The organism is Saccharolobus shibatae B12 (assembly GCF_019175345.1).
Lineage (GTDB): Archaea > Thermoproteota > Thermoprotei_A > Sulfolobales > Sulfolobaceae > Saccharolobus > Saccharolobus shibatae.
Map to the genome: position 1 here is coordinate 294,363 of NZ_CP077717.1, position 25,385 is coordinate 319,747.

Annotated in this window: 24 protein-coding genes; 14 read left to right on the forward strand and 10 right to left on the reverse strand. The window is 35.6% G+C overall.

What is annotated here, in order from left to right:
* Positions 1-14 precede the first annotated feature (14 nt).
* On the forward strand, positions 15-779 hold the full coding sequence (locus tag J5U23_RS01950) for a lipoate--protein ligase family protein (protein WP_218259220.1): 765 nt from the start codon (positions 15-17) through the stop codon (positions 777-779).
* Here the strand turns inward: J5U23_RS01950 and wrbA are convergent.
* Positions 776-1,369, reverse strand: coding sequence for an NAD(P)H:quinone oxidoreductase (wrbA, locus tag J5U23_RS01955; protein WP_218259221.1), 594 nt, complete (start codon positions 1,367-1,369; stop codon positions 776-778). The genes J5U23_RS01950 and wrbA overlap by 4 nt on opposite strands.
* Positions 1,370-1,452: 83 nt before the next feature.
* Positions 1,453-1,761 (reverse strand): hypothetical protein, encoded by a 309-nt coding sequence (locus J5U23_RS01960; RefSeq protein ID WP_218266759.1) that lies wholly within the window; start codon positions 1,759-1,761, stop codon positions 1,453-1,455.
* A gap of 456 nt (positions 1,762-2,217) precedes the next feature.
* Here J5U23_RS01960 and J5U23_RS01965 point away from each other — a divergent pair, with 456 nt between their 5' ends.
* Positions 2,218-2,826, forward strand: coding sequence for a DUF981 family protein (locus J5U23_RS01965; RefSeq protein ID WP_218259223.1), 609 nt, complete (start codon positions 2,218-2,220; stop codon positions 2,824-2,826).
* Between the two features lie 39 nt (positions 2,827-2,865).
* Here the strand turns inward: J5U23_RS01965 and J5U23_RS01970 are convergent, their stop codons facing one another.
* On the reverse strand, positions 2,866-3,945 hold the full coding sequence (locus J5U23_RS01970) for an MFS transporter (RefSeq protein WP_218266760.1): 1,080 nt from the start codon (positions 3,943-3,945) through the stop codon (positions 2,866-2,868).
* Positions 3,946-4,087: 142 nt separating this feature from the next.
* Here J5U23_RS01970 and J5U23_RS01975 point away from each other — a divergent pair, with 142 nt between their 5' ends.
* On the forward strand, positions 4,088-5,110 hold the full coding sequence (locus tag J5U23_RS01975) for an NAD(P)/FAD-dependent oxidoreductase (RefSeq protein WP_218266761.1): 1,023 nt from the start codon (positions 4,088-4,090) through the stop codon (positions 5,108-5,110).
* 127 nt (positions 5,111-5,237) lie between these two features.
* Here J5U23_RS01975 and J5U23_RS01980 read toward each other — a convergent pair whose 3' ends face one another.
* The gene (locus tag J5U23_RS01980; protein ID WP_218266762.1) at positions 5,238-6,491 is read right to left on the reverse strand and encodes an MFS transporter; all 1,254 of its coding nucleotides are present in this window, start codon (positions 6,489-6,491) and stop codon (positions 5,238-5,240) included.
* Between the two features lie 64 nt (positions 6,492-6,555).
* Here J5U23_RS01980 and cedA point away from each other — a divergent pair, with 64 nt between their 5' ends.
* Both cedA and J5U23_RS01990 read left to right on the forward strand, forming a co-directional pair.
* A complete protein-coding gene (cedA, locus tag J5U23_RS01985) occupies positions 6,556-7,344 on the forward strand; it encodes a DNA import protein CedA (protein ID WP_218266763.1) in 789 nt (262 codons plus the stop codon).
* Positions 7,345-7,384: 40 nt separating this feature from the next.
* The gene (locus tag J5U23_RS01990) at positions 7,385-8,554 is read left to right on the forward strand and encodes an acyl-CoA dehydrogenase family protein (protein ID WP_218266764.1); all 1,170 of its coding nucleotides are present in this window, start codon (positions 7,385-7,387) and stop codon (positions 8,552-8,554) included.
* On the opposite strand, the gene J5U23_RS01995 is transcribed toward J5U23_RS01990, so the two are convergent.
* A complete protein-coding gene (locus J5U23_RS01995; protein WP_218266765.1) occupies positions 8,546-9,664 on the reverse strand; it encodes a CaiB/BaiF CoA transferase family protein in 1,119 nt (372 codons plus the stop codon). The genes J5U23_RS01990 and J5U23_RS01995 overlap by 9 nt on opposite strands.
* A 102-nt stretch (positions 9,665-9,766) precedes the next feature.
* Between J5U23_RS01995 and J5U23_RS02000 the strand changes: the two genes are divergently transcribed.
* Positions 9,767-11,113 carry an MFS transporter gene (locus J5U23_RS02000; RefSeq protein WP_218266766.1) on the forward strand — a complete coding sequence of 449 codons (1,347 nt, stop codon included), beginning with the start codon at positions 9,767-9,769 and terminating at the stop codon, positions 11,111-11,113.
* A 23-nt stretch (positions 11,114-11,136) separates the two neighbouring features.
* On the opposite strand, the gene J5U23_RS02005 is transcribed toward J5U23_RS02000, so the two are convergent.
* Positions 11,137-12,501, reverse strand: coding sequence for a hypothetical protein (locus tag J5U23_RS02005; RefSeq protein WP_218266767.1), 1,365 nt, complete (start codon positions 12,499-12,501; stop codon positions 11,137-11,139).
* Between the two features lie 55 nt (positions 12,502-12,556).
* On the opposite strand from J5U23_RS02005, the gene J5U23_RS02010 reads away from it, so the two are divergent.
* Genes J5U23_RS02010 through J5U23_RS02025 form a run of 4 tightly spaced genes read left to right on the forward strand, consistent with a single transcriptional unit; the run spans position 12,557 to position 16,702 of the window.
* Positions 12,557-13,120, forward strand: coding sequence for a hypothetical protein (locus J5U23_RS02010; protein ID WP_218261044.1), 564 nt, complete (start codon positions 12,557-12,559; stop codon positions 13,118-13,120).
* Entirely contained in the window at positions 13,117-14,775 is a 1,659-nt protein-coding gene (locus tag J5U23_RS02015; protein WP_218266768.1) for a hypothetical protein, read from the forward strand. The genes J5U23_RS02010 and J5U23_RS02015 overlap by 4 nt, the downstream gene beginning before the upstream one ends.
* The gene (locus J5U23_RS02020; RefSeq protein WP_218266769.1) at positions 14,768-16,189 is read left to right on the forward strand and encodes a hypothetical protein; all 1,422 of its coding nucleotides are present in this window, start codon (positions 14,768-14,770) and stop codon (positions 16,187-16,189) included. Before J5U23_RS02015 ends, J5U23_RS02020 begins: the two co-directional genes overlap by 8 nt.
* Positions 16,190-16,198: 9 nt before the next feature.
* Positions 16,199-16,702 carry a hypothetical protein gene (locus J5U23_RS02025; RefSeq protein WP_218266770.1) on the forward strand — a complete coding sequence of 168 codons (504 nt, stop codon included), beginning with the start codon at positions 16,199-16,201 and terminating at the stop codon, positions 16,700-16,702.
* On the opposite strand, the gene J5U23_RS02030 is transcribed toward J5U23_RS02025, so the two are convergent.
* Entirely contained in the window at positions 16,695-17,180 is a 486-nt protein-coding gene (locus J5U23_RS02030) for a MaoC family dehydratase (RefSeq protein WP_218261048.1), read from the reverse strand. The two genes, J5U23_RS02025 and J5U23_RS02030, sit on opposite strands and share 8 nt — an antisense overlap.
* A 376-nt stretch (positions 17,181-17,556) precedes the next feature.
* Between J5U23_RS02030 and J5U23_RS02035 the strand changes: the two genes are divergently transcribed.
* On the forward strand, positions 17,557-17,775 hold the full coding sequence (locus J5U23_RS02035) for a hypothetical protein (RefSeq protein ID WP_218266771.1): 219 nt from the start codon (positions 17,557-17,559) through the stop codon (positions 17,773-17,775).
* Position 17,776: 1 nt separating this feature from the next.
* Here the strand turns inward: J5U23_RS02035 and J5U23_RS02040 are convergent, their stop codons facing one another.
* A complete protein-coding gene (locus tag J5U23_RS02040) occupies positions 17,777-18,406 on the reverse strand; it encodes an MBL fold metallo-hydrolase (protein ID WP_218266772.1) in 630 nt (209 codons plus the stop codon).
* A 63-nt stretch (positions 18,407-18,469) separates the two neighbouring features.
* Here J5U23_RS02040 and J5U23_RS02045 point away from each other — a divergent pair, with 63 nt between their 5' ends.
* Positions 18,470-19,369 carry a (Fe-S)-binding protein gene (locus J5U23_RS02045; protein ID WP_218266773.1) on the forward strand — a complete coding sequence of 300 codons (900 nt, stop codon included), beginning with the start codon at positions 18,470-18,472 and terminating at the stop codon, positions 19,367-19,369.
* The gene (locus tag J5U23_RS02050; protein WP_218266774.1) at positions 19,362-20,513 is read left to right on the forward strand and encodes an LUD domain-containing protein; all 1,152 of its coding nucleotides are present in this window, start codon (positions 19,362-19,364) and stop codon (positions 20,511-20,513) included. The genes J5U23_RS02045 and J5U23_RS02050 overlap by 8 nt, the downstream gene beginning before the upstream one ends.
* A 25-nt stretch (positions 20,514-20,538) precedes the next feature.
* On the opposite strand, the gene J5U23_RS02055 is transcribed toward J5U23_RS02050, so the two are convergent.
* Positions 20,539-22,002: an MFS transporter gene (locus J5U23_RS02055; RefSeq protein WP_218266775.1), complete on the reverse strand. Its 1,464-nt coding sequence runs from the start codon at positions 22,000-22,002 to the stop codon at positions 20,539-20,541.
* A 117-nt stretch (positions 22,003-22,119) separates the two neighbouring features.
* Between J5U23_RS02055 and J5U23_RS02060 the strand changes: the two genes are divergently transcribed.
* Positions 22,120-24,069 carry a Sip1-related alpha-galactosidase gene (locus tag J5U23_RS02060; RefSeq protein WP_218266776.1) on the forward strand — a complete coding sequence of 650 codons (1,950 nt, stop codon included), beginning with the start codon at positions 22,120-22,122 and terminating at the stop codon, positions 24,067-24,069.
* A 76-nt stretch (positions 24,070-24,145) separates the two neighbouring features.
* On the opposite strand, the gene J5U23_RS02065 is transcribed toward J5U23_RS02060, so the two are convergent.
* Positions 24,146-25,369, reverse strand: a complete 1,224-nt coding sequence (locus tag J5U23_RS02065) for an HD domain-containing protein (RefSeq protein WP_218266777.1) — start codon at positions 25,367-25,369, stop codon at positions 24,146-24,148.
* Positions 25,370-25,385: the final 16 nt, after the last annotated feature.

The window sequence follows — 25,385 nt, forward strand, 5'->3', positions numbered from 1 at the left end:
ACTATAAATTGATAATGGAAAATAAAAGCATAGTGAAGCTTAGGGTATTATTAACGGAATATCCTAATGACCCCTATTTGAACGTGGCAATGGATGAGGCACTTTTATTAAAAAGTAATGGCTTTCCTACCTTAAGGATATGGAGAAACGATAAGAGCGTAATTTTAGGAATATTGTCAAGCGTGAATGATGAGGTTAATTTAGAAATGATTGAGAGATTTGGTGTGAAATTGGTTAGGAGGATTAGTGGTGGGGGGTCAGTCTTTCATGATATGGGGAACATAAACTATACTTTCATAACGAGTGGTCAAGGTGGTATAGATTACCTTTACGGCAATTTATTAAAAGGGACAATCAGTGCCATAGAGAGTTTAGTAAATGAAAGAGTTGAGGTTTATAACGAAACTGACATTGCATTTAAGGGTTACAAGATTTCTGGTAATGCCGGATATATAAATGAGGATAAGTATCTTTTGCATGGAACTCTTCTGGTTTCATCTAATTTGGATATATTGCATAAGGTATTGGTCATACCTCCTAAAAATTACAGAAAAAAAGACAACATTAACATGATAAAGTATAAAGTTAGCAATCTCTCAAACTTAGTAAAAGATAATATAAGCTATGACGAAGTAGTTGAAGCTTTCATAAGAGGTTTCTCTTCGCTTTTGCATAGTGACGATTATTTTCTCGATGGGATAAATGATGAGGAATTGAAGCTTGCAACTAGGCTGGCTAATGAAAAGTACTCAAAAAAAGAGTTCATTTATAAACGTTAACATCTCAACTTCTTTGCAACTTCTGCAACTCTTTTGCCTAGAAACTTCGCAATAGCAATCTCGTTTTCATCTAGTTCCTTCTTATTTCCCAAGTGTGATGCTCCATATGGACTTCCCCCAGTCATAGTGCTTGATACTTCCCTTATTCCATATCCTACTGGAACTATTATCATTCCATGATGGTAAGCGTAATTCGCCATTGCTAATATTGTACTCTCATGTCCTCCATGTATTGTTGACGCCTCCGTGAAGAATCCCACTGGTTTTCCGTACAATGCCCCTTTTATCCACAATTCGGCAGTTTGGTCTAAAAACAATTTTAATTGACCAGTCATATTCCCATATCTAGTTGGAGATCCCATCACAATTCCATCAGCCCATTCAAGGTCGGACAATGTAGCTTCTGGTATATCCTTAACGGTATCAATAGGAATTCTGAATTTCTTAACCATTTCCTCTGGGAGATATTCCTTTACTCTAGCCAATTTGACTTCTTTTGTTATTTCCTTAGCTCCTTCTGCCACATTTTTAGCTAAATCAACTATCGAACCATATCCATAGAATAGGACAAGGATTTTAGGGCATTCCATAAGGTAAGAGTTTCATGACAACTAAAAAAGTCAACTAAACTAGGGACAAAAAATATCGGTTTAAAGAAAGTTACTCAAAAAAGTTATTTAGAAACCTTTTGCCCCTTAATCTCCAAAACTCCGCCTATAATACTTAATATCGAAAGTATACATGGAGCAAACAGACCTAGTATACCTCCGCTAACCATGTACTTCCAGTTGTTCTTATATACCCCATATATTGTGGCTAGAGAGCCGATGAGTCCTATTATTCCCATACCTACTACTGCATCTCCAGTTATGAGCAATATTTTTACTAAATGATCAATTAGTGGCTCTCTTGTAGTTACACTCACTAAACTAGCTATTAGAGCAATAATACCACCTATACCACTTAGTATTCTTCCTATCATTTTTTATCACCTATATTTCTATAACACTGTTAATAGCTTAAAATTTTACTCTATTTTTCTATGTAATAACAGATGTCGTCTACTGTGTGCTAAATATTAAAAATAATATATTCGATTTTTAAAAATATAAAGCTTACTCCAAAGAATGAGGAAGCCAAGTTGTCAAGCTCATTTAGTGTCTAATCATCTTTCAGATAATTTGACATTGTATTCACAAAAGCCTATAACATAAGCGTTTATTTCAATACATTTATACACATAACATTTATAAGCTAACTCAATTATTCTCTTTAAATTTGTTGGACATGTTGAATAAATCTAAAAGATTTAAAAAAGAATGTATATCCAAAGGGTTCTAAATCCTAATATACTTATATCTTACTATGATACAAAAGTATATACTTTAACATGTGTTGCTTATAGTCAAGTATATCCATAATTATAAATGGTGATAAAATGGCTTTATTCGTAGATCCGTTAACAAGTCAACTCATAGCTATGGCAGTTAGCTTCTTAGTATTAGCTTATGCGTTATTTAAGACCTATAGAGTCCATAGTACAGTAGTCGACTATAGGAACGCCATGAAGAGCGCGTATATGCCACTCCTAGCATTAGGAACATTTATGACAATTACTGGAATTTACGGACTGTTAGTGTGGCCATTGATTAGTAGCTACAACATATTATTTTACGACTTATATCCAATTTTAGGAATTGGATTAATGAGCATTGCAGTTAGTATAAAAAATGAGTATAAGCTGGAAGTTTTAGGTTTTATGGGATTATTGTACGGACTAGTTACAATATACTATGGAGTGACAGGTTATTTACAGAATATGACCCTTGAACCAATAGCGTTATTAGCACTTTACGCATTAACAGGTTTATCTTCCATCTTCTTTTATCCAGTTGCCGTATTTCTTGATAACGCTAAGGTCAGCAAGGCATTCCTAATAATTGATGCAGTACTATTGATCCTAGCAGCACTTGTGGCAGGATATATAGGTTTAGAGGCAGTGCCTAGCCACCTAACTGGATTCGCCAAATGGACTCCGTTTGTATAAATACATTCTTCTTTTTTAAAGTAATTATTTCTTATTATTTCATATTTTTATATCCTTAAAGAAGTTATAGAAGAGAATTGTTGCAACCAGATACAACGATCCCGTTATGAAGAAGGGCATATTTAAGTTTCCAATATAAAATAAATAACCTGTCAGATTAGGTCCTAAAGATCGGGGAATTGCATCAAGGAGCTGAAGCATACTATTTACCCTACTCCTTTCCTCTTCTTTCACAACTTTGAAAACTAAGCTATTCATCAATGGCCCAGTCGAATTCATTAATACGTTTCTCATTATGTAAATTACTCCAGCAATAAATAAGGAAGTGGAAAATGGCATTATAAATAGGAGGGCTATTGCGGCAAAATGCGTTATTACTATTGCTTTTATTCTACCCAATGTTTTAGCTAAAAACGGCGAGGTTAAGGTACCCAATGCTAAGGTTATCTCTGATATTGCATATATTGGAGAAAGCGATGAAGCTGTAGCGTGAAACCTTAAGTTGAACCATAAAGATAACATAGGTAACAAGACCCCTGCTCCCAATCCTATTATTGCCTCGGTTGAGAGTTTTCCTAACACCTTAAAGGAAGAGATCTTAAGCGTCACTTTCCTTGTTCCCTTATAATTTTCCTTAACTGGAATGAGTAGTAATAACGATAAGAACGTTACGATACTGTCAAGTGCTATAATGCTTCTATAGTTTAGCGCTATTGGCAGTAAGGAACCTACTACGGAAAAAATTGTATTTAAGGATGACCTATAAGCCATTGCCTTATCCAAATCTCCACTTTTCTCAGCTAGTATTGAGGAGATTAGACCATAACCTTGGTTTGTAAAAAGATAAGCATAAGGGGTTATTAGGAGTAGAAGAAAGGAGAGTCCTCCAACACCTCTAGATATGTATACGAATTTCTTCCTCCCGTAAGCGTCTCCCAATACTGCCCAGAATAAGGATAATAACGTATTAACTATTATAGCGCTTCCCAATATTACTCCTATTGTTAAGGGATTTAGACCAAGTGATTTCAGATATAACGCCATTATAACCGTGTTAGCTCCCCAAACTATTCCCCCTACGGAGGAAGCTAACACTAATAAAAAATCCTCTCTTTTCATACTATGATAAACGCTTATGTTCTTAAAAAGTTGTTAGAAATATAAGTATCATCATCTATCAAAACAAAACATACTAAAGAATGACTCATTAGTTAAGAGATTAGCTGTAATATTTAAATAGCTACGTGTAAAGTATAAACATATGCAAGATGAAAGAGTAGTAATATTAGGAGGAGGATTTGCTGGTATTGCAGCTAAGTTAGTGTATCCTAATGCAATACTCGTTGACGAAAGGGACTTCATGGTGGTTACTCCAAGGTTGGTAGAGGTTATAGAGAAGAACCTTCCTTTATCATACGCCTTAATTCATAGGAAAGTTGACGTTAAGGCTAAGGTTTTAAAGGTTGACTTTAAGGAGAAGAAGGTAATAACAACTGAGGGTGAAATCAAGTTCGATAAGTTAATAATTGCGTTGGGTTATGAGCAAGATTTGAGTAGGATAAAGGGGGCTGAAAATTACGGTAAAGGATTTACCCTGGAAAACGTGGAAAAGATTAAGTCTTTTAAAGAGGGTTCGATAGTCACAATTCTTGGAGGAGGTGCACTTGGCGTTGAGTTGGCTGGAGCATTAAGAAAGAGGGGCCATATTGTGAATTTACTTGAGGCGGAGAATAGATTAGTACCATATCTGACCCCGGATTTCTCTAAGGAGGTTCAAAAGGTTTTGGAAAGGCAAGGCGTTAACGTAATTCTAAGGGCTAAGGTAGAGGAAGTAAAGGAAAATGAGGTAGTTACCACACAGGGGAGAATAAGGAGCGATTACGTGATCTTCTCTGCGGGTTTTTCCGGTCCTAAAATAGTAAGGGAAATGGGATTGTCAAATAAGAACAATAGGATGCTAGTTGATAAATTCCTCAGATCAGTGGATTACGATTTCGTTTATGGTGCTGGTGATTGTGCCAACTTTAGGGATGGATTTATTCCACAATCTGCACAAGTTTCCTTACAAGCTGGTGAGGTTGCTATGAATAATGCAATAAAGGGTGAGAAAGTCGAGTTTAAACCAGTACAGAAGGCCATAGTATTTAAGATCGGAGACGATTATATTGGTTTGGTAAAGAACACCGTGATAAGTGGTCCTATTGCAGCACTCATTAAATCCTTCGCTATTAGTTCTTTAGAAGGTAAGGTTAAGAAAGTGAACAAATTTGTTCTAGCTATCTGATCACCTTAAATGGTGAAACTTTAGGTTGTTATTTTAACGTAATCTTCAAGTTTTCCAAAATAGGAGTGTGAGCAAAAGTTAGACACATCTCAAGAATTGAGGTACAAATTGAGGATAATTGGAAGAATTACTCCTTCTCTATATTGCCCTTTGTCTCATGCGAGATAATGCTTACCGAGATTATTAATGCACCAAGAATAAGCATAGCTATCATTTCCACCACTGGAAATAACGCTATTGAGGTAAAATAAAGGATGGTTGTGAGGAGTAACGGAATGAAATTCCCAACTAAGAATCCAATATTCCAGCTTAAAGATACTCCGGTGCTTCTGATTTTAGTTGGGAAGTTCTCGTTTACGTAGCTCATTATTCCACCACCTCCAAATACGGAAACGAAGCCCAAAATTGAAACAAAAATAGGAATTAACGATCTTGAAGATAGGGGCATTAGCATGAAAACGGGTGAAAACAATATTCCCAAAATACCACCTATCATTGAAATCTTCTTTCTACCAATTCTTTCGCTCAATTCACCTCCCATAAATGCCGAAATAATCGCTACTACACTGTATATCAAGGACATATATCCTATTTCAATCTTTGATAAGTGATCAACGGCATAAAGAAAGTTAGGTAGCATGACGTTAACCAACGCGTTCATCGAAGCCCAAAGGGCAGTTAATGTCGATGCCAATATAAATTGCCTCTTGTACGACGAGATTAACACCTTAGCAGGAGATTTAACTCTCTCCTTATTTCTCCTAAACCTTAAGGACTCCGGCATTAGGAATCCAAAGGGTAATATGAGAAGAGAGGTCAAGAACATTATTCTCCATCCTATTTCAATATAGTTAGAACTACCTATTACAGTAATTATTGTGAAAAACACTATTGACGCTAGAAGATAAGCTGAACCGCCAACAGCAAATCCAGATCCTCCAAACCAACCCCTATGTCTTTCCGGCAGATCCTCAACACCTACTACAGTAATTCCAGCGGATAATCCTCCAGTAAAGAAACCTTGTACCATATATAATATTATTAACAATATGGGAGAGGGATCTGGTATTAGCGCTACTACAACTAAAGGCAAAGCTGAACCTAAACTGGATATTCTAGTAACAAATTTCCTACCATACCTATCGCTTATTGGTCCCAATACGTAAGCTCCAGGAACTCTCATTATTACGTCGATCAATAGTAGGCCATAAACTCCTAATAGTGAGAGTACGTATGAACCTTTAAATAACGTTTGAGAGATGTATGGTGAGTTAAACACTAACAATATTGAATAGTTATATACCAGAAATGTATAACTCATGAAATTTAGGAATATTAACTTAATTTCTCTGCTTGATAGTGAGCTCATCTCGTTTAACATTTAACGTTTAACTAAAAAATAATATCGGTCTTCCCTCAGATAATATAATCTCTTAAAAGCTCTCGTGTACTCACCATTTGAAATACTCTATTTAGCAATTGTAATAGACTCCCTCTCTTACACCATAGGTGCACTGTTTTACGGCTCACCAATTCCAGTGAGAGGATTCAAAGAGATGGGTCATAAAATGATCGTTAACTCGATTTACGTAGCAGTATTAGCTAACATCTTTGGCCTCATCCTTTCCATACTATCTCAATTGCAAAACATATTAGGAGTGAATTGGAGTATCTTTTACTTAGACATAGGTCTCCTTCAAATCCAAACCGGTGTGGCAATCAATATGGGGAAATTCCTATACGGTATTATAGCAATAATACTCTATCACTTTAAAGTACCTAGCCAGTTCTACTCCTTAGTAACACCACTTTTACAATACATTTCATTCCTAACAGACATACTCATTCTACTAAACTTCTACATGGATCTGGGTCTTTTCATTCAATCATCATATATGGTACTCATCGCAGTTGGAATATTATTGATGGCTCTTCCATTTCAGATGGGGAAGGGAATTGGAAGCATGTTAATAGCTTTTACCGTTGTGTTTTACGTGGGGCTCCCCCTCTTACCAATACTAATATCCAACACTTCACCTCTCCAAAATCAAAACTTTGTCTTACAAGACATTGCGTTACAGACCGAGGAGTTCTATGCCCAAATTCCAGCTCTATTTTACTCCTTCATCCTAATTCCATTAACGTATATGGGAGTATTGGTGGGATTTTCCTTCATTTTGCAGAGTTTTATAGGCGGTTATGTTGCGAAATTACCAATTCCGGTTGAAATTTAATGGAAAATCTATATAAACAAGTTAATTACCTTTTATTTGTATGTTATTGCAACCAAAAGATGAAGAAGAAAAACTCATTCTCTCAACAGTTGACCAATTAATGGAAAAATACAACGAAAGGTATTGGCTAGATAAGGACCAAAAGAGGGAATTCCCAATAGATTTCCTCGATGACTTCATGAGATTGGGATTAGGATCAATTTTAATACCAGAAGAATATGGTGGAGTTGGGAAAGGAGTTAGACTCGCTTCCTTAATCCTATATAGCATTAATCTAAAAGGCGGTAACTCATATTTCGTACACGGACATTACTACAACACTGCGTTACTCTCAAAACACGCTGGAAAAAGGGTAAGAGAAAAGTACTTCAAGGATATCGCAAATGGCGCTAAAGTATTGTCATTAGCGTTAACTGAACCAGAAGTCGGCTCGGATACGACGAAAATTAAGACAATTGCAGAGAAAGTTGGGAATAATTTCGTTATAAAGGGGCATAAGATATTCATTTCTAGGGTAAAACACACTGACTTTATGATATTGGTAGCTAGAACAACACCCTATGAAAAGGTTGAAAAGAAGACTGATGGTATAACCTTGTTTTTAGTTGATCTAAGAGAGGGAAGGGAAGGAATTGAAATGAGGGAAATAAGGACCATGTCAAACACTAACGCTTATGAAATGTTCATTGACGGTCTCAAAGTGCCAGAAGAAAACGTTTTAGGGGAAGTTGGAAAGGGATTCTATTACTTGCTTGATCTATTAAATGCTGAAAGATTTATGATAGCTGCAGAAATGATAGGCAACGCTGAGTGGTTCGTAAACAAGGCAGTTGAATACGCTAATAATAGAGTAGTTTTCGATAAGCAAATAGGTAGCTTCCAAGGTGTACAATTTCCAATAGCTAAAGTATATGCTCAATTACTATCCCTCTCCTCTTACTTTAATGAAGGTTTGAGAGCACTAGAAGAAGGGAAGGATACAAAAACTATCGGAAATTACGCAAACGTATCAAAATATCTGGCAGCTGAAATAGCTTGGGAGGCTGGAAATGTAGCAATGGACATTTATGGAGGTTACGGATATGCCGTAGAAACTGGAATAGAAAGGAAACTAAGGGAGACTAGATTATATAAGGTAGCCCCAGTGTCACAAAATTTAGTATTAGCATACATCGCTCATCACATATTAGGACTTCCTAAATCATATTAGCATTATTATTCCTTTTTCAGCAAGCTTGTTTATGTCCTCTTTCGAATATCCTAACTCAAGTAAAACTTCTTTAGTATTCTCACCGAGTTTAGGTGCTTTACTCTTATTTGGCGTTACGTTTATGGGGAAATTGATGTACTTAACGCCCTCATTCTCGTAAACCAACCTATTACCATATCTTTTAAATGCTTCTCCAAGGTCTAATATTGGAGCAACTGGCACATCAGCCTTACTTAATAAATCAACCCAATAATCTCTAGTATTTTTCTCAAAAATTCTACTCAGCTCGATTATTATATAATTTCTATTCTCAATCCTCTTTTGGAGAGTATCGAACTTAGCTAAGTCCTCCCTATTTATTGCCTTACAAAGCCTCAAATATTGCTCATCATTAAATACAGCAACGTATATGTAACCATCGGCAGTCTTAAACGCCTGATAAGGTACTAAATATCTATGTGCAGATCCCATCCTCTTGGGAACTTTCCCAGTATTTAAATACATGTAAGCGTCTTCTAGGGTTAAATAAAATTGAGTATAGATCATTGGAACATCAATAAAAGATGGACCTCCCCTATTTAAGGCCCATAATATCATTATACTAGCAAGTAGTCCGGTAGTGATATCTGAAATTGAGGTAGCAAACTTTACCGGATTTTCCTCCCCAGTCATGTCCATTAATCCACTTAAGGCTAGAATTATGGTGTCGTAAGCTGGTCTATCAGCTTCCTCAGTGAAATTACCGAAACCAGTTATGGAACAGTAAATTATTTTGGGGTTAATCTTTTTAACACTCTCGTAATCAACATTTAGCCTCTTTAATGCAGAGGGTCTATAGTTAGTAACTATAACGTTAGCAGTTTTAACTAGCCTTTGGAAGATCTCATAACCCTCATCACTTTTCAGATTAATTACCACGCTCTTCTTACCCCTATTCGTACTAGCAAAGTAAATACTAATCCCATTAATTTCAGGCTTAACCCTTCTCCTATCGTCACCATAAGGCGGTGGCTCAACCTTAATTACTTCCATACCTAAATCAGCTAAGACTTCTCCAACCAACGGTGCGGATATGTTACTTCCAAGTTCGATAACCCTAATTTTCTCCATATCTTACGTTAAAAAGTAGAAGATAAATAAGATTATTTGCATAAAATTTCGAACCATCTCCCCTTTGCAAAATTTATTAGTTTATTTAATTTATAAACACATATGAGTATCGCTGGGAGAATAGAAAGACTGCCTTGGACTTCTTTTCATACGAGACTCTTAGCCCTCTTAACTCTGGGAGAGTTCTTCGAACTCTACGATCTATTTACTGGAGGCTTTGTAGCGTCACAAGTGGCATCGTTTTTTAAAGTATCATCGGCAACTGGAATCTACTATACTGTTGCAATCTTCTTTCTAGGAGCATTTGTAGGAGCGATAATTTTCAACTATATAGGAGATTCAGTAGGTAGGAGAACTGCGCTAATAATCAACATGGCAATAACCGGAATTGCGTTGCTGTTGATACCATTTTCTCCAAATATTCTGACTTTTGGAATATTAAGATTTATAGCTGGTGTAGGAGTTGGACCAGAGGCAATATTAGTTTTAGACGTTTTAATAACGGAGTTTTTTCCGTCGACTGTCAGAGGTAAGGCGTTAGCAATAGGTTATACTGCAGCGTGGACTGCACCTATAGTCGTTGCAGTTCTAGCTTATCTTCTTCTGCCTCATAAATACATTCTATACGGTTGGCAATGGTTATTCATAATAGGAGGCTTAGGTATACTTACAATAATACCATTTAGATTCCTAATTCCAGAATCTCCCAGATGGTTAGAAAGTAAGGGAAGATTAGATGAGGCTGAAAAAATAGTTAGAAGGATGGAGGAAATAGCGATTAAGGAAAAGGGGCAATTGGGAGAACCATTACAAGTTCAAGTTATAACTTCACAAAGGGTTAAGATATCTGAACTATTCTCGCCACTGTATAGAAAGAGGACAGTAATGCTATGGATTTTTGAATTCTTACAAGCTGGAGTATATTATGGCTTTGCCTCGTTAGCACCATCAGTGCTATTTGCGAAAGGTTTCACGTTAGTGCATACACTACAGTACACCATGATAATCTATACCTCGTACTTTATTAGTTCTCTAGCATCAATATTCATCATAGATAGTCAAAAGTTTGATAGAAAATGGCAGGTAAGTATTGTAATGTTATTAATGGGATTAGTCGGATTAGCTTTTGGATTCTCCTCCTCTCCTCTGGAGGCAGTAGTAACTGGCTTCGCATTTGGTTTCCTATCAAACATATTTTCCAATGCTTTCCATCAATACGGTGCTGAGTTATATCCAACTAGAGTAAGGGCTTTTGCAGATGGTGTACAGTACTCCTTAAGTAGGTTAGGAAACTACATTTGGTTAACTCTCTTACCAATAGTACTATATAGTAACGGACCAGTTGCAATGTACACAGTGGTATTTATAATGGCTCTTATAGTAACTCTAGTTGTAGCAATTTTAGGACCTAAGGCGTCAAAGATTGAACTTGAAGAATTATCAAAATAAATAAAAGGAGTATATGATTTTTGTTATACAAAAACGTATGTATTGTAACCTTGTTCCGGTATGTAATATATTTGGGGATAGTTGGTTTTACTAATTCCGTTAGGCCAATACCATAGTATTCCAGGGAGTGTAGGAGAAGGTGGATAGCTTGGATACACAAAATACCAATAACCTATTGCATACAATAAATTATTAGAGTGGACTATAGTCCAATTGTAATTATAAGTATTGTTGTATAGCGGACCATTCTTGAATATTGTACTCGAAACGTTATAGAAGTTAGTTAAACCATTCACATTTTGCAAGGTTACAAAATAAGCTTGAGATATTACAACAGTTTTTGATGACGAGCCAAACTTCACTGTTGATATGTATCCATTAGATTCTGTAATTCCTAATATACTATTGTTAAGCGGTTTTTGGCTGCTCAAATTATAAATTGTAAAGTTAACCTCTTGTGACAATTTTGCTTGACTTCCGAGACTAAAGTTAATGAAATACCAATAGTTCGGAGAAAGCGTTATCAGATAGGTTTGACCTATATATTTATTACTGGTAAGATCGTAGGTCCCAACGTATAACTTATTCCCAATAACCCAAGCTAAAATTGAGAAATTTTCATTATTAGTAGGTGTAATAGTTAAGTTAAAAAGATAAGTCGTGGTAGGCGCATTAGGCATAAGCTGGAACCATAGTCCAAAGCCCAATGCAGTCTGGCTTGTTACTTGATGCGGAGGTTTAAAATTAGTGTTTTTAGAATTTCCCACATATTTTCCACTCCCAGATAATACATAAACTCCTATTCCAGCATTTGATGGGTTCAGGTAAGTGTAATCTAACCTATACCACTTACCTTGATAATAGTACAATATCCATAACATAATTATTTGGCCATTCGAGACTTTAGCCGATAATATATAACTCCGATTTGAGGTCAAATTATAGGCATAAAAACCATTAATTTTGGCAATTAATTGGCTCTGTTGGGGCAAGTATACATTATTACTAAAAATAAAAAAGTTAGTATTTAATGTAGTATAACCGTTAGGGGTAGAAGAGAGAATAATTGCATTTTGATTGTTGTTAGGAATAATGTAAAACGGGTTGACTAGAGGTGAAGCAACGAAAGGTATAACAGTCACATACTTAGTAGGTGAGTTAATCCATATTAAGTAACTAACATTAAAGTAATTATAACTAGGTGGTAAACCTTTAAACGAAACTTGTGAAACTGTCACTTGAACAATTTTAGAAATACCTATCACATTCTCCTCTTGTACGAATGTAAGACCTTGAACTGAAAAGAATTCTGAGTATATTGCAAACGCAGAGAGAGCGATTATAACAGTAACGATTATTATCAATAAATTCGTAACCGAACTAGGCATATATAGAATATTAAACAAGGATTTATATATAAGTTTTTCTAAATGAAGATTAGAGATGCCTTCAGAAGTTATAGAGGAGTTCATTATAATTATTGCTGTGGTTCTAATAGGATTAGTATTATTTGGTTTTGCTACCGCCTATTTCATACCTCACGAGCTATTTAGTCTAGCTCAACAACAGGCCAACTCTATATCCTCGTCAACGACAATATCTGTTGGACCATTAATAATTGGTTCATCAGGTGCAAGCACAGTAATCGAGGCATATAATCCAGCAATATCTGGGAACGTTACTTTAATAGTCTTCCCAGAACCTTCATATTTACAGCAAGATGTAGGATTAGTAACACCTCAGTCACCTCCGCAGTTTTCAGTTTATTTATCAAATGGTAACTTAGCTAAAAGTTTTACAATAAGTTTACCAATATATGATGTAAATGGTAGAATAACTTACGATTCTCAAATAACAGCATATACAGTGCCATTTAATACTCCAGTCACGGTAGTGGTGAATGGAGTAAGCGGGAGTAACTATATTTTAGTAGTTTGGGTATTATATAACTCAAATGGTTATTGGTTTAGAATAGCATATACCTTTACGGGGGTACCTTCAACATGAGGAAAGCACTATCTTCGGCAATATTCTTAATAGTCATGTTCATAATTCTCCTCTCAGTGTTGATACCAGCTTTACTGATATTTAACTCAACTCCAATATATTCAAGTCAAGGGCAGATTGCCGGTACTGGTTATCAACAACTTCAGAAAAATGAAGAAAATCAAGTATTCAGAGGAAATCCCAATATCTATTACAATTCCTCCTTAATACCTTATATCGAATTTTTATATAACTCAATACCGTATCCATTTAATATAACGCAAATTTATTATTTTAATGGCAGTACATGGGTTCCAGCTCTTAAAAACTCAATCATAGTTGATGGAAATCAGAACATTTATTTACCACGAGTTGCATTTAATCAGCCCATCTTAATAGTATCTTCTCAGGCTAATTTCTATTTTCTAAATCCAAACACTTCAGCTACCACAATTACCATATCGGGGCCTGCAAGTAAGGTTCCAGTTTATGTTAATGCGTTTGCGATAAATGGGAGCAAGGTAATTCCAGTAGGCATTCAGATGGTTTTAGGGGCGAATCAATCATTTTTAACTCCGCAAGTCTATTATCTAAATCCCGGGACTTATTCAATTAGTGATAAGAACGGTTCTACCATATTCTTACAAGGTTATGGTTTGACCGCTACATTCCAGAACTGGACTCTAATAGGATATGGGAATTTAGATTCACCTTCTAAACTTTCAACCACTTTTACTGCAACCGGACCTCTAGTTTTAACTGCGATATATAAGGTACAATTACAGAGATTTACAGTAGTGATAAATACCAGTAATTTACCATTAGGAAATATTATAAATCAGAATAATAATCAAGTTACCTTAACCTCACTTAACAAGACAATACCAGTATTAATAGATAATAGACAGTACTATATAAATTCTACTGGATTAAAATTGCAATTAACTTACGGTTATCATATAATACAATTTCCCTTATATTATAATATAACCTTCAACTATACCTCGAGCGCCTATACAAGCGCTTATAACGTTATGCCAATTAAGAATGGTATATCCATGCAGTCTAATCAGAATGGAAAAGTAACGATACAAGATGGTCAAATAAATTGTTATCAGTTCGCAAGTTTATCAACAAACACTAGTAGTATAAGTATAATCAACAGTTATACAGTCTTCGTCAATGGTAATGGCAAAATTACTGGTAATTACCAACTAAATCAAACATATTACTTAGTGATTGTGGAAAATTACTTCTACTTTCCTTCAGATATTTGGGCTTCACACAATTCTACTCCAGTTAATATAAGTATAGCGGGACAACTACTTAAAGTTAAAGTTTTGGGAACAAATCAAGTTATTACACTCGGTAACATTAAAAACTACGTTCCAGAAAAGATATATTTCAAGAGTGGAACGAAATTGGAAATTACTTTAGACTATTTGCAAGAGTTAAGCGGGAACTTCACAATTTTTAATGTCACAAGTCATAGTAGTACAAATTATACTGGTCTGTTATCTAGTCTGCAGAATGTGATTATCTATAATGTAACGTATCCTAATGGTTATCCGTACTCTCCTCAAAGTCAAAGTGGGGATTACGGTATAATATACATAAATTCTTCCCTTATCATAATTAATTACGAGGAATGGAAATACGGTGGGAATAATGGTTAAGAGTAAGGCCCTCTCTAACGTAATATCCGTTATTATCCTCATATTTGTTATTCTATTAGTCTTCATACCATTTTTATATTATTTAAACAGTACTTCGCAGAGTAATACTGTTACAAGTTCTATAGTTAACAATTACGTCTATCTAAAAAACCTTCAAATTTCACAAGTAACTACTGGCCATCCATCTTTATACTATAACGGTAGTTCAATTTACGCAGTGTATTCTAATCGAACTTTTGTACCCCCCTCAAATTTGACAATAGTAGGTATTCTATATCTCAATACAAACGGAATATGGGTAAATGTAACTTCAATTAATTATCCTCTAGTAGTATCAAAAGGCCAAGTTATTAGTTTACCTAGCTATATTCAAGGTAGACCAATCATTATAGTCACATCATTAGGTAATATATTCTTCTTGGAACCTGGATCATCAATAGGTCTCTTTGCGACTGCGAGTAAAGGAGGAGTAGAGGTTTTGACTCAAATATATATCTCAAGTAAACCATTATCAGTATCTACTAACGTTACTACGAATATATATGGTACCTATAAGAATTTCGCTACTCCAATTGCGTTCTCGAACCAGTCTGGGACTTTTGTAGCTAGATTGCCTCAGTACGTGTTTTATCAGAGCTCTAAGGGGCAGATTATAACTGGTGTATTTCATAATTGGATAGTATTAGGAATGGCCCAAGTCAACTCAACTATTAGTCAAGGAATTAAGGTTACGTTAGAAGGACAACCTTTAGTACTAATAGGCAACTATAGTTTACTAACCAGCAATGTGAGCTTGAATTTACAAGTTAACAGTGATAATAATATAAATAGTAATATTGCTATAGAGGTTTCAGTTAATGGCGTGAATTATAATTTACAAGGGACTAGCACGATTACTGTACCAGCGGGATATGTTAATATAACTATTTTTACTTTACAGGCTAATGATACTACACAACAATCTAATGGTATAATACGACATTATATGTATTCATATTCAATATACAACGGGAATGTGTATAGAGGAACATCTTTTTTAATATTTGTACCCCCCGGAAGCTCAAATCCTACAGTATATTTAAACTATAAAAATGATTATAACTATTACAAGGTCTACATGAAAGATTATAATTATTTAAATAATCAAGTTTGTTTAATCCTTAACAGTACAGTATATAACTATAATAATAGTTATTGGATAATTGGAGGTAGCTATACTTTTAATCTCAATGGAACATATTCCTATAATGGACAAATGGTAATATTCCATAGTGCACAGATGGTAATATTCAAGTACTCTAATGGAACTTCCTTTACTTACACATTTCCTAATATTCCATCCTATGTTATAATTAATCAACCAATGAATATAACGGTTAGCTACAATATAATAGAAAATTGGGAACAATTGTAGTGATTAGCCATGAGGAAGGCTCAATCAGAATATATCGGTTTCATTATTGCTATAATAATAATAGTATTAATACTAGTTCCCTTGTTTTATATACTTAGCAACTACTCTGTACCTTCAGTCAAACAACTAGACTATGTTCAAGTTCTAAAGAACCAGATAAATGGTGGTGGAATTCTAATATTTTTCAATTCTACTTATCCAAAAAGTTCCTCAGGTTCAGTTTGGGCTAATTCTACTCTCATTGTATTAAGGGGGAGTAGTAATTACACTCTAACGGGTGTCTATTATATGAAAGGTAGTGTAATTTATAATGTTACCTCTAAAGTAATACCATTTATAATAACTAATGGGCAAGCACAGTCCCTTAATAGCAAGCACCTTCCACAGCCTCTTATTTATAATTTCTCATTACCAGGTTACGTATGGAACTATTCTGTTGTCCTCCAAATTAGTGGTTATAACGTTACAGTGTTTGCCCAAGCTTACCCTAATGAGACAGCCTTCACTAGCTAGACCATTTTGCACCTCTTTTCCTCACCATAAATACTCTATCGAACTCTATGAGTTTCTCTCCTTTTTGGTTATATCCATATGATCTTATCTTGACTATTCCAAAACCGGGTCTACTCTTAGATTCCCTAACCTCAATGACCTCAGCCTCAGCGTAAATAGTATCACCAGAAAATACCGGGTGTAAAAACTTAACGTTTTCTATTCCCAGCATAAACCCATTTTGACTGGTCTGCTCAACTAATAGTCCAGCTACAATTGTAAGTGTTAGGAAGCCATTAACCACTAGCCTACCATTAAACGGTTCACCTGGAAAATATTTTTCTGTGTAGTCCTTATTGAAGTGAATCTGATTAGAATTATTTGTTAAAAGTGTAAACCAAATATTATCAACATCCGTTATTGTTCTCCCAACTTTGCTTTTGAACTTTTGACCAACTTTAAAATCCTCGAAGAATGGTCCACTCTCTTCTTGGCTCATAATTATAAGAACCAATTTAAGCTTTTAAGCATTTTAATGTATAGAGAGGGAGAATCCTACAGTGTGAATAAATTAGGTTTGTTAGCTCTACGCTCAAGAGGTATGATACTTGTATCCCAGTCAAGTCTGTGTTACTCAGCTCTGATTAATATGTTTTATATAAGAGGTGTAGCAACATGGAGCTTTAACTGCTTTATGGACTTATTGAATTTTCCAGTGTATTCAAGGACTGTCGCTAATGTAAATTGCGTACTTATACATTAGTTGGGAACGGGTATGATTGTAGATTAATAGAAAAATATCCAATGGATCAACAAGGCACTTCTTAATCTATCTTAACTAAATAGTTATATAACACCTCATAATATATAGAGTTATGGAGAGTGAGGTTAGAAAACTACTGGATAAGGCGGAAAAACTAGTAGATGAATGTGTTAATTGTTCATCTAAGGATTGCGATGAGTGTGAAGATGCAGAAGAGCTTTTGAATGAAATAAGATATAAGATTCAATCAATACAAGATAAAAAGGTTGCTAGGAGGTTGGGCGTATTTTTAGATGATTTAGAAAATAGGTTGGAAAGTAAGTTGCGTTAACTTATGGTAATATGTCCATTGTAAGGAATGGATTCTTTACTTTCTCATATCCCAATACTGTAAATGGACCGTGGCCAGGATAAACTATTATCTCATCTGGTAATTTCTTCAATTTTTCTAAACTCTCTCTCAGCAATTTTTCAGATCCACCTAAGTCAGTCCTCCCAACAGTTCCGTAAAATAACGTATCTCCAGTGAATATGTATCCATTTGCTATAATGCAAATACTACCCATTGTATGACCGGGGGTTTCAATAATTTTTAACTTTTCCCTTCCCAATTCTATTTCATCACCTTCCTTTACAAAACCGTCAGGTTTTACCACATCTGAAATTGATAGGTTAAGAAATGACTGGGCCATACTACTCGCTTTCTTTAATAATCCTAAATCCTTTTCGTTAATTAGGAAAACTGATGAAGGGAATTCCCTCTTTATTTGGTTTACTCCCATGATGTGGTCAAAGTGACCGTGAGTTGCTATTATATACCTTATGTTAATTTTTTCCTTTCTTACGGTTTGTATTAGTTCACTCATATCTCCTCCAGCATCTACTACTACTCCTTCCTTTTCCGCAATTATTAGGTAAGAGTTTGTTGCAAGTGGTCCAGCAATGAAATTTTTAACAATCATTATATATAATCTTACACACGTTAGGATAAAAACTTATTATATGAGGAGTCGATAATTCCATTAATGATAGATGAAGATCAAATCAATTTCATTAGAAGGAACCTTTTGAAGTATTTAATGGAGGATTACCTTCCATTTCCGGTAAATAAGAGTGTTTGTTACGAATGGGCTAATGGTTTAAATCTTAAGAAAGGTGGGGAGACAATAATTTACACTGGTTGTTCTTATCAATTGGCTGAATTAGGAAAGAGATTTGACGAAATTTTGCCAACATTATCCAAATTTAAGGGTGTAGAAAGATTTTCATCGATCTTAAAGGTCTTCTATAAGCCTAGGGATACACGCTCATATAAGATACTTAGGAATATTGCTTCAGTTCTAAAATCCAGTGTTGATTTCGGTTATTTATATGAGAATGAGCCCTATAGTGGCACAATCTTACTGGAAATGGGAATGATAGAGGAATTTAGGGAATACGCTAAGAAATTAATCGAGCTTTTCAACTCTCATGGCGTTAAGAGGATAATTACGGTAGATCCTCATACTCATTATACGCTCTTTAGAATAAAGGAGATGTTTTCTTCATCATGGAATGTGGAGATTGTAAACTATTTTGAAGTTATTAAAAACATTAAGATTAAGAGTGAAGGAACTTTCGTATTTCACGACTCTTGTCTTTATTCAAGGTTTCTGGGGATGAGGGATTCCATTAGGGAAGTTATTAAGAGTGCTGGAATAGTATTGAAGGAGGATGAGATGATAACTGGTAAGGAAACTTCAATGTGTTGCGGAGGTCCATTGGCTCCGATAAATAAGGATGCTAGCGATAAAATAGCGAGAAATAGAGCAGAGGCATTAAAGACTGTTCACAATAAAGTTCTCTTAGTTTGTCCATTTTGTTACGCTAATCTCTCTCCTTATGTTGAAGCTTACGATTTCGCGGAGGTGATAAGTGGTGAGTGATTGGGATATTGCAATAAAGAGGGGAGTAGAGCATAACGTTCCTAGGGTATTTAAGGTATTAAGGGAACATCCATATTTAGAGGATTTAGCGAGAAAAGTTAGAGAGGGGAAATTGGAGGTTCTTAGTAATTTAGATCATTACATAGAGATGACCATGAAATCTGTAGAGATGATTGGTGGTAAGGCGTATTTCGTGGAGAACGCTGAGCAAGCCAGGGAGATTGTTGGTAAAATTGTAGGTAGTGGTAAGAGGGTTGTTATGGGGAAGTCAATGGTTGCATATGAGACGGGAATTAGGAAGTATTTGCAGTCCATAGGAAATGAGGTTTGGGAGACTGACTTAGGTGAACTACTTATACAATTCGCTGATGAGCCTCCATCACATATAATTGCCCCCGCCGTCCACATGACTAGGGAGAGAATAAGGGAGTTGATAAAGGAGAAGTTAGGTATAGATCCGGGAGATAAACATGAGGATATTGTTAGAGTTGCTAGGGAATTCTTGAGGCAGAAGTTTTTAACAGCTGATATAGGAATTACTGGGGCTAACGCTGTAGCTGCAGATGCAGGGTCTATCGTACTAGTGGAGAATGAGGGCAATATAAGGATGAGTAGCGTAGTTCCCCCAGTTCACATTTCCATTACCGGCGTAGAGAAGATTTTGCCTAACTTGGAGTACGCAATGTATGAGGTTTTAGTTCAAGCAGCCTATGCTGGTTTATATCCTCCAACTTATATAAACGTTACTTCTGGTCCTTCATCAACTGGCGATGTTGAGCAAAAAAGGGTATCTCCGGCCCACGGTCCAAAGGAGTTTCACCTAATTTTAGTAGATAATGGTAGGAGAAAGGCTAATGAGGATCCGGTATTGAGAGAAGCGTTACTCTGTATAAGATGTGGTAGATGTCATTTCCATTGTCCAGTTTATAGGGCTTTAGATGGTAAATGGGGCGATCCTCCCTATTCTGGCCCAATGGGCGCAATGTGGAGTGGTGTAGTTTATAACGATTATAAGCCGGCTTTGCTTTGTTCTCATGCTGGTAACTGTAGGGAGGTATGTCCTATGAAAATAAATATTCCTAAAGTGTTGGAATATTTGAAAAGCAAGTACTTTATGATGAAGGCTGGGACAAGGGAGGGATGACGAGAAATATAGGTTATCTTGCTGATTATTCTTGTGATACTATAGTCCCTCTTATTTTTATATCTCTTGTCATACTCCCTATTATGGCCATCAGTAAGCCGGCAATTGACGCTATATAGAATGTCAGTTGGAACGCGTAATCGGATGGAAGTTGAACTGATAAGAACGTTTCTTGCCCATTCAACGTCACTGGATATATCAAATACTGATAGTAAGTTGATAATAGAGACCCAGCTATTGATGGCCCGAAAGCTCCCCCAATGAGTCTAAATACTGTATTCATTCCAGTCGCAATTCCTAAAACTCTCCTTTCCACTGAAAATGTTAAGATGTTTATTAATACAACGTTAAGCATTGCAGCGCCCAATGTAGCCAAGGAGGAAAGTACTATTATTGTTGCAAGACTATTTGATGAACCTCCTATTGCTATTAAACCTAGGATGAAATAGAAGAATGATAAAATTATGGATGATATTACAACTATAGATTTAGTACCAGTCCTCAGTATTAGCCTTGAGGATAGTAAGGCTCCTATCATCTGCATTAATGAAACTGGCCACATTAACAGTCCGGTAGTCAGAATATCTAGGTTAAATCCTACTGGATTTGGAAGTTCAAGGAGATAAGTTATTGCTTGATATGCCATGAAGATTCCAAATCCTGCTACAAATGCAGCTATATTTGCAGCTAATACATTTTTCTCCCTCAACAAGTTTATTGGAATTAACGGAAATGGAGCTCTCATTTCGTACAATATAAATCCAAAGAAGAGGAATATCCCTAAAAACACTGTTGTTAAAAAGTCAAATGATAGCCAACCCCACGTTGGTGCTTCTGAAAGGGCTATCGTCATTAAGGCCAATGAGAGTCCCAATACTAAAGCACCTACGTAATCGATCTTTGTGTTTGGATTTGTGTACTTACTTTCTCTAATTTCCCTAGATGTTAAATAAGTCAATAATATCACAAATGGTATTATGAAGTGGTAATTATATTGCCATCCTAAATCTTGAGCAACTGTTGCTGCTATTGGTAAACTTATTGCTGAGCCTATACCGAACATCGCACTGACAATACCTTGGGCTCTAGGTACTAAGTGCGGTGGAAATTCCTCTCTTATTAGGCTAAAGGCTAGTGGAAACATTCCTAACCCAATTCCTTGAATAGTTCTGAAAATTATGAACAAGGTGAAGTTTGGGGCAAAGCCATTGAATGTGACTGCAATTGTGTAAATCATCATTACGTAAACCAAAACACGTTTCTTTCCGTAGATATCACCTAGTTTTCCTACGATAGGATTTGAGATGACCCCACTAACAAGATATGCAGTTAAAATCCAACTTACAGTTGCTGAATTTACGTTGAAGTCGTTTGCAATCGTTGGCAAAGAGGGTATCAACATAGCTTCAGTGTACATTACCGCTATAGCTATGGGGGCTAAGATAAACAATGCTTTATAAGCGTATTTTAGATCGTAACTATCTGACATTAAGATATATCTTTTTGGAGGACTTATAAGTTTTATTTCATATACTCTTAAATATTAGGTTTATTTTGCCTTTAACTGGTAAAGTTAAAGTACTTATAGGCAAAATAGGTTATTATTATGATGATTTGGATAGAAGACGAGAATGGGAATAGATATCAATGTGAAAGCAACGGAAATTGCGAAAACTTAGCAATAGTTAAGATTCATACGAAAGAGCACAATAGTGAAGGAAAGATATACAGCGTTGAGGCAAAGTCGTTTGTGAAACTATCTAAATTTCCCATTACGTTAAAGCTTGATTTAAAGGCTGATCAAATTCTCTCATTAACTACTCAACAAATCTATTCAGAAGTCTATGGGAAAGCTTTTGCATATTATAACCAATTGGCAATTGATATGGAACCCGTAACTGAACCACCAAAGGAGGTTAAATACGAGATTAAGAGTCTGGATCATGAAAAATACATAAGGACTTACCCATGTTGGCTCTATCCAGTCTTTAACACAATTCCAGACTATAGCGTCTTCGCACTAGTTAAGAGTGGAAATTCCTATCAAGCTTTATTTACACTTTCCAACAATTACGTTACAGCTTATCTCTTTAACGATTCAGTTAAAATCTACTCTGGTTTTAATGCTGATGAAATTAGGAAGAGTTACTTCCTCTCTATAGGTACTTCAGATAACCCATATAAGGCAATAGAGAACGCAATTAGTATTGCTTCTAAGGAAACACATACCTTCAAGCTAAGAAAAGAAAAGGGCTTTCCAGACAAGGTCATGAGTGGGCTAGGGTGGTGTAGTTGGAACGCGTTTTTAACTAAGGACCTTAATGAGGAGAATGTAACCAAAGCGGTAAAGGGGATAATGGATAGAGGAGTAAGATTGAGTTGGGTAATAATTGATGATGGATGGCAAGACCAAAATAACGATAGGGCAATAAGGAGTTTAAAGCCAGATAATAAGAAGTTCCCAAGCGGCTTCAGAAAGACTGTAAGCTCGTTAAAGTCAATTGGCGTTAAGTACGTTGGTTTATGGCATGCGATAAACGCCCATTGGGGAGGGATGACTCAAGAGTTAATGAAGTCACTTGACGTAAAGGGACATTTTAATACCTTCCTCAACAGTTATGTGCCTCCTCCAAATCTTGAGGATACAATAGATTTCTATAAGGCATTTGATGGAAATATCTTAAGGGACTTCGATCTTGTTAAAGTTGATAATCAATGGGTAATTCACGCAATATATGATGGGTTTCCAATAGGTCTAGCCAGTAGGAATGTTCAACTCGCTTTGCAATATGCAGTAGGGAAAGATATTATAAATTGTATGTCGATGAATCCAGAAAATTACTGTAATTATTTTTATAGTAATGTAATGAGGAATTCAATCGACTACGTACCCTTCTGGAAAGACGGAGCGAAACTTCACGTTATGTTCAATGCGTATAATTCATTGTTGACATCTCACATAGTTTATCCAGATTACGATATGTTTATGTCTTATGATCCTTATGCAAAGGTTCACCTAGTTGCAAGGGTTTTCAGTGGAGGACCACTCTATATCACGGATAGACATCCAGAAAAGATGAACGTTGAGTTGTTAAAGATGGCAGTTCTTCCAAATGGTGAAGTCGTTAGAGTGGATGAGCCAGGGTTAGTAACTGAGGATTTATTGTTCAAAGATCCATTAAGGGAAAGGGTTTTGTTGAAGATTAGGAGTAAGGTCAAAGGATATAACGCCATTGCTTTCTTTAACCTAAACGATCAAGAGGTAGAGGAAGACTATAATAATAAGGAGGACTATTACTATTATAAGGTATTTTCTGGGGAATTTGGTGTAGGTAACTTTAATGTTAAGCTAAAAGAACTTGACACTGAGGTTGTTGTTACTTCTCCGAAGAATAGCAAAGTTTTAGGTTTAAGAGAATACATTTTACCACCGTTTACTGTAATAGCTAGCGATAACGTAGTGATTCCTAAGGCAGATGGTACATTACTATATGTTAAAGACTCTAAACTAAACGAAGTTAAGGTGAGGGAAGGAATACCAGTTGTCATAGAATGAGGTTTTCCCTTTTTCCAACAATATAATTTCTACGTGAATAGGTTCTCTCGAATACTAATGAGAAATGAGTTAACCCTTAAAGGGAACATTCTCGTAAAATTTCATGGATCTTTTTCATTTTATCCTCTACACTCTCGTGGTACCCTACAATACCTTTTTTAATAATACTTAAAGATGAGACAATTCTAGACTCGTTACTTAATGGTCTTATTTCATCGTCATCGTAAACGAATATTTCATCCTCACTATATGGCACATCGTAAAAGTCGTGATATAATATTAATCCATTATTTTCTCTCATTATCTCGTTTATTTCTTTTCTTTTCTTCTCTAGGGTTTCATAACAGTTACCGGTTATGTCCTTCTTGTATCTCTTAAAGCCCTTTCTATAGATTATCGCGTCGAAGAATTCCTTCCCAGCCTCATATAATTTTGACATGATTAGAACGTCATTGAGCTTCAGGTAGTTTTCGGGAGTTATACTAGGTATAAGATTTCCTTGTATTAATCTAGCAACCGCGTGAGATAATACCCCATTATATAACCCTACTACACTGTGAAAGTATATTGTCTCATACATGTACATTCTAGCCAAGAGGAATTGCTCAACCACTGGTATGGCCTTTTTCAGTACTGCTAACTTTCCATTAACGTAAATTAAGGATCTCTTAATTCTCTCAATGTCGAAGTTTCCATACCCAACACCAGCGAAATAGGAGTCTCTCAGTAAGTAATCTCCCCTATCCGCATCTAATGGGCTTGAAATTATTAGTGAGGCTAAACTTTCCTCTCTAGTCCTAGGAGTAGAGGATATTACCCTTTGCACGAAGTTCACAACATCATAATTCTTAGACAGCTTATCAAGGTAGTTACCCAAGTAATAGTCTATAACTCTATTTCCAAATATTACATGAGTTTTCTTACCATAATATTCCACATCAATCCCATAAACCTCCTTAGCCAAGGACAAGGCATTTTCAAAAGTGTGAGAAAAGGGGAGATGCCCTATATCGTGAAGTAATCCAGATAAACCCACTAATTTCAAATACTCCTCATTAATGAAATCTAAATCGGTATATTGCTCAGAATTTATCTTAATGTATCTAGTAAGTTCCTTGGCTAAATGCATAACTCCTAGACTATGTTCAAATCTGGTATGTCTCATTCCCGGATATACTAAGTAGGCTAAACCAGTTTGTGTAATGTACCTTAACCTCTGAAATATTTCAGTAGAAACAATTTGTAATATGATGTCCTCAACCTCAATGTAGCCATGAATTGGATCTCTTATAATCTTCATGAAAAATAAATCCGCA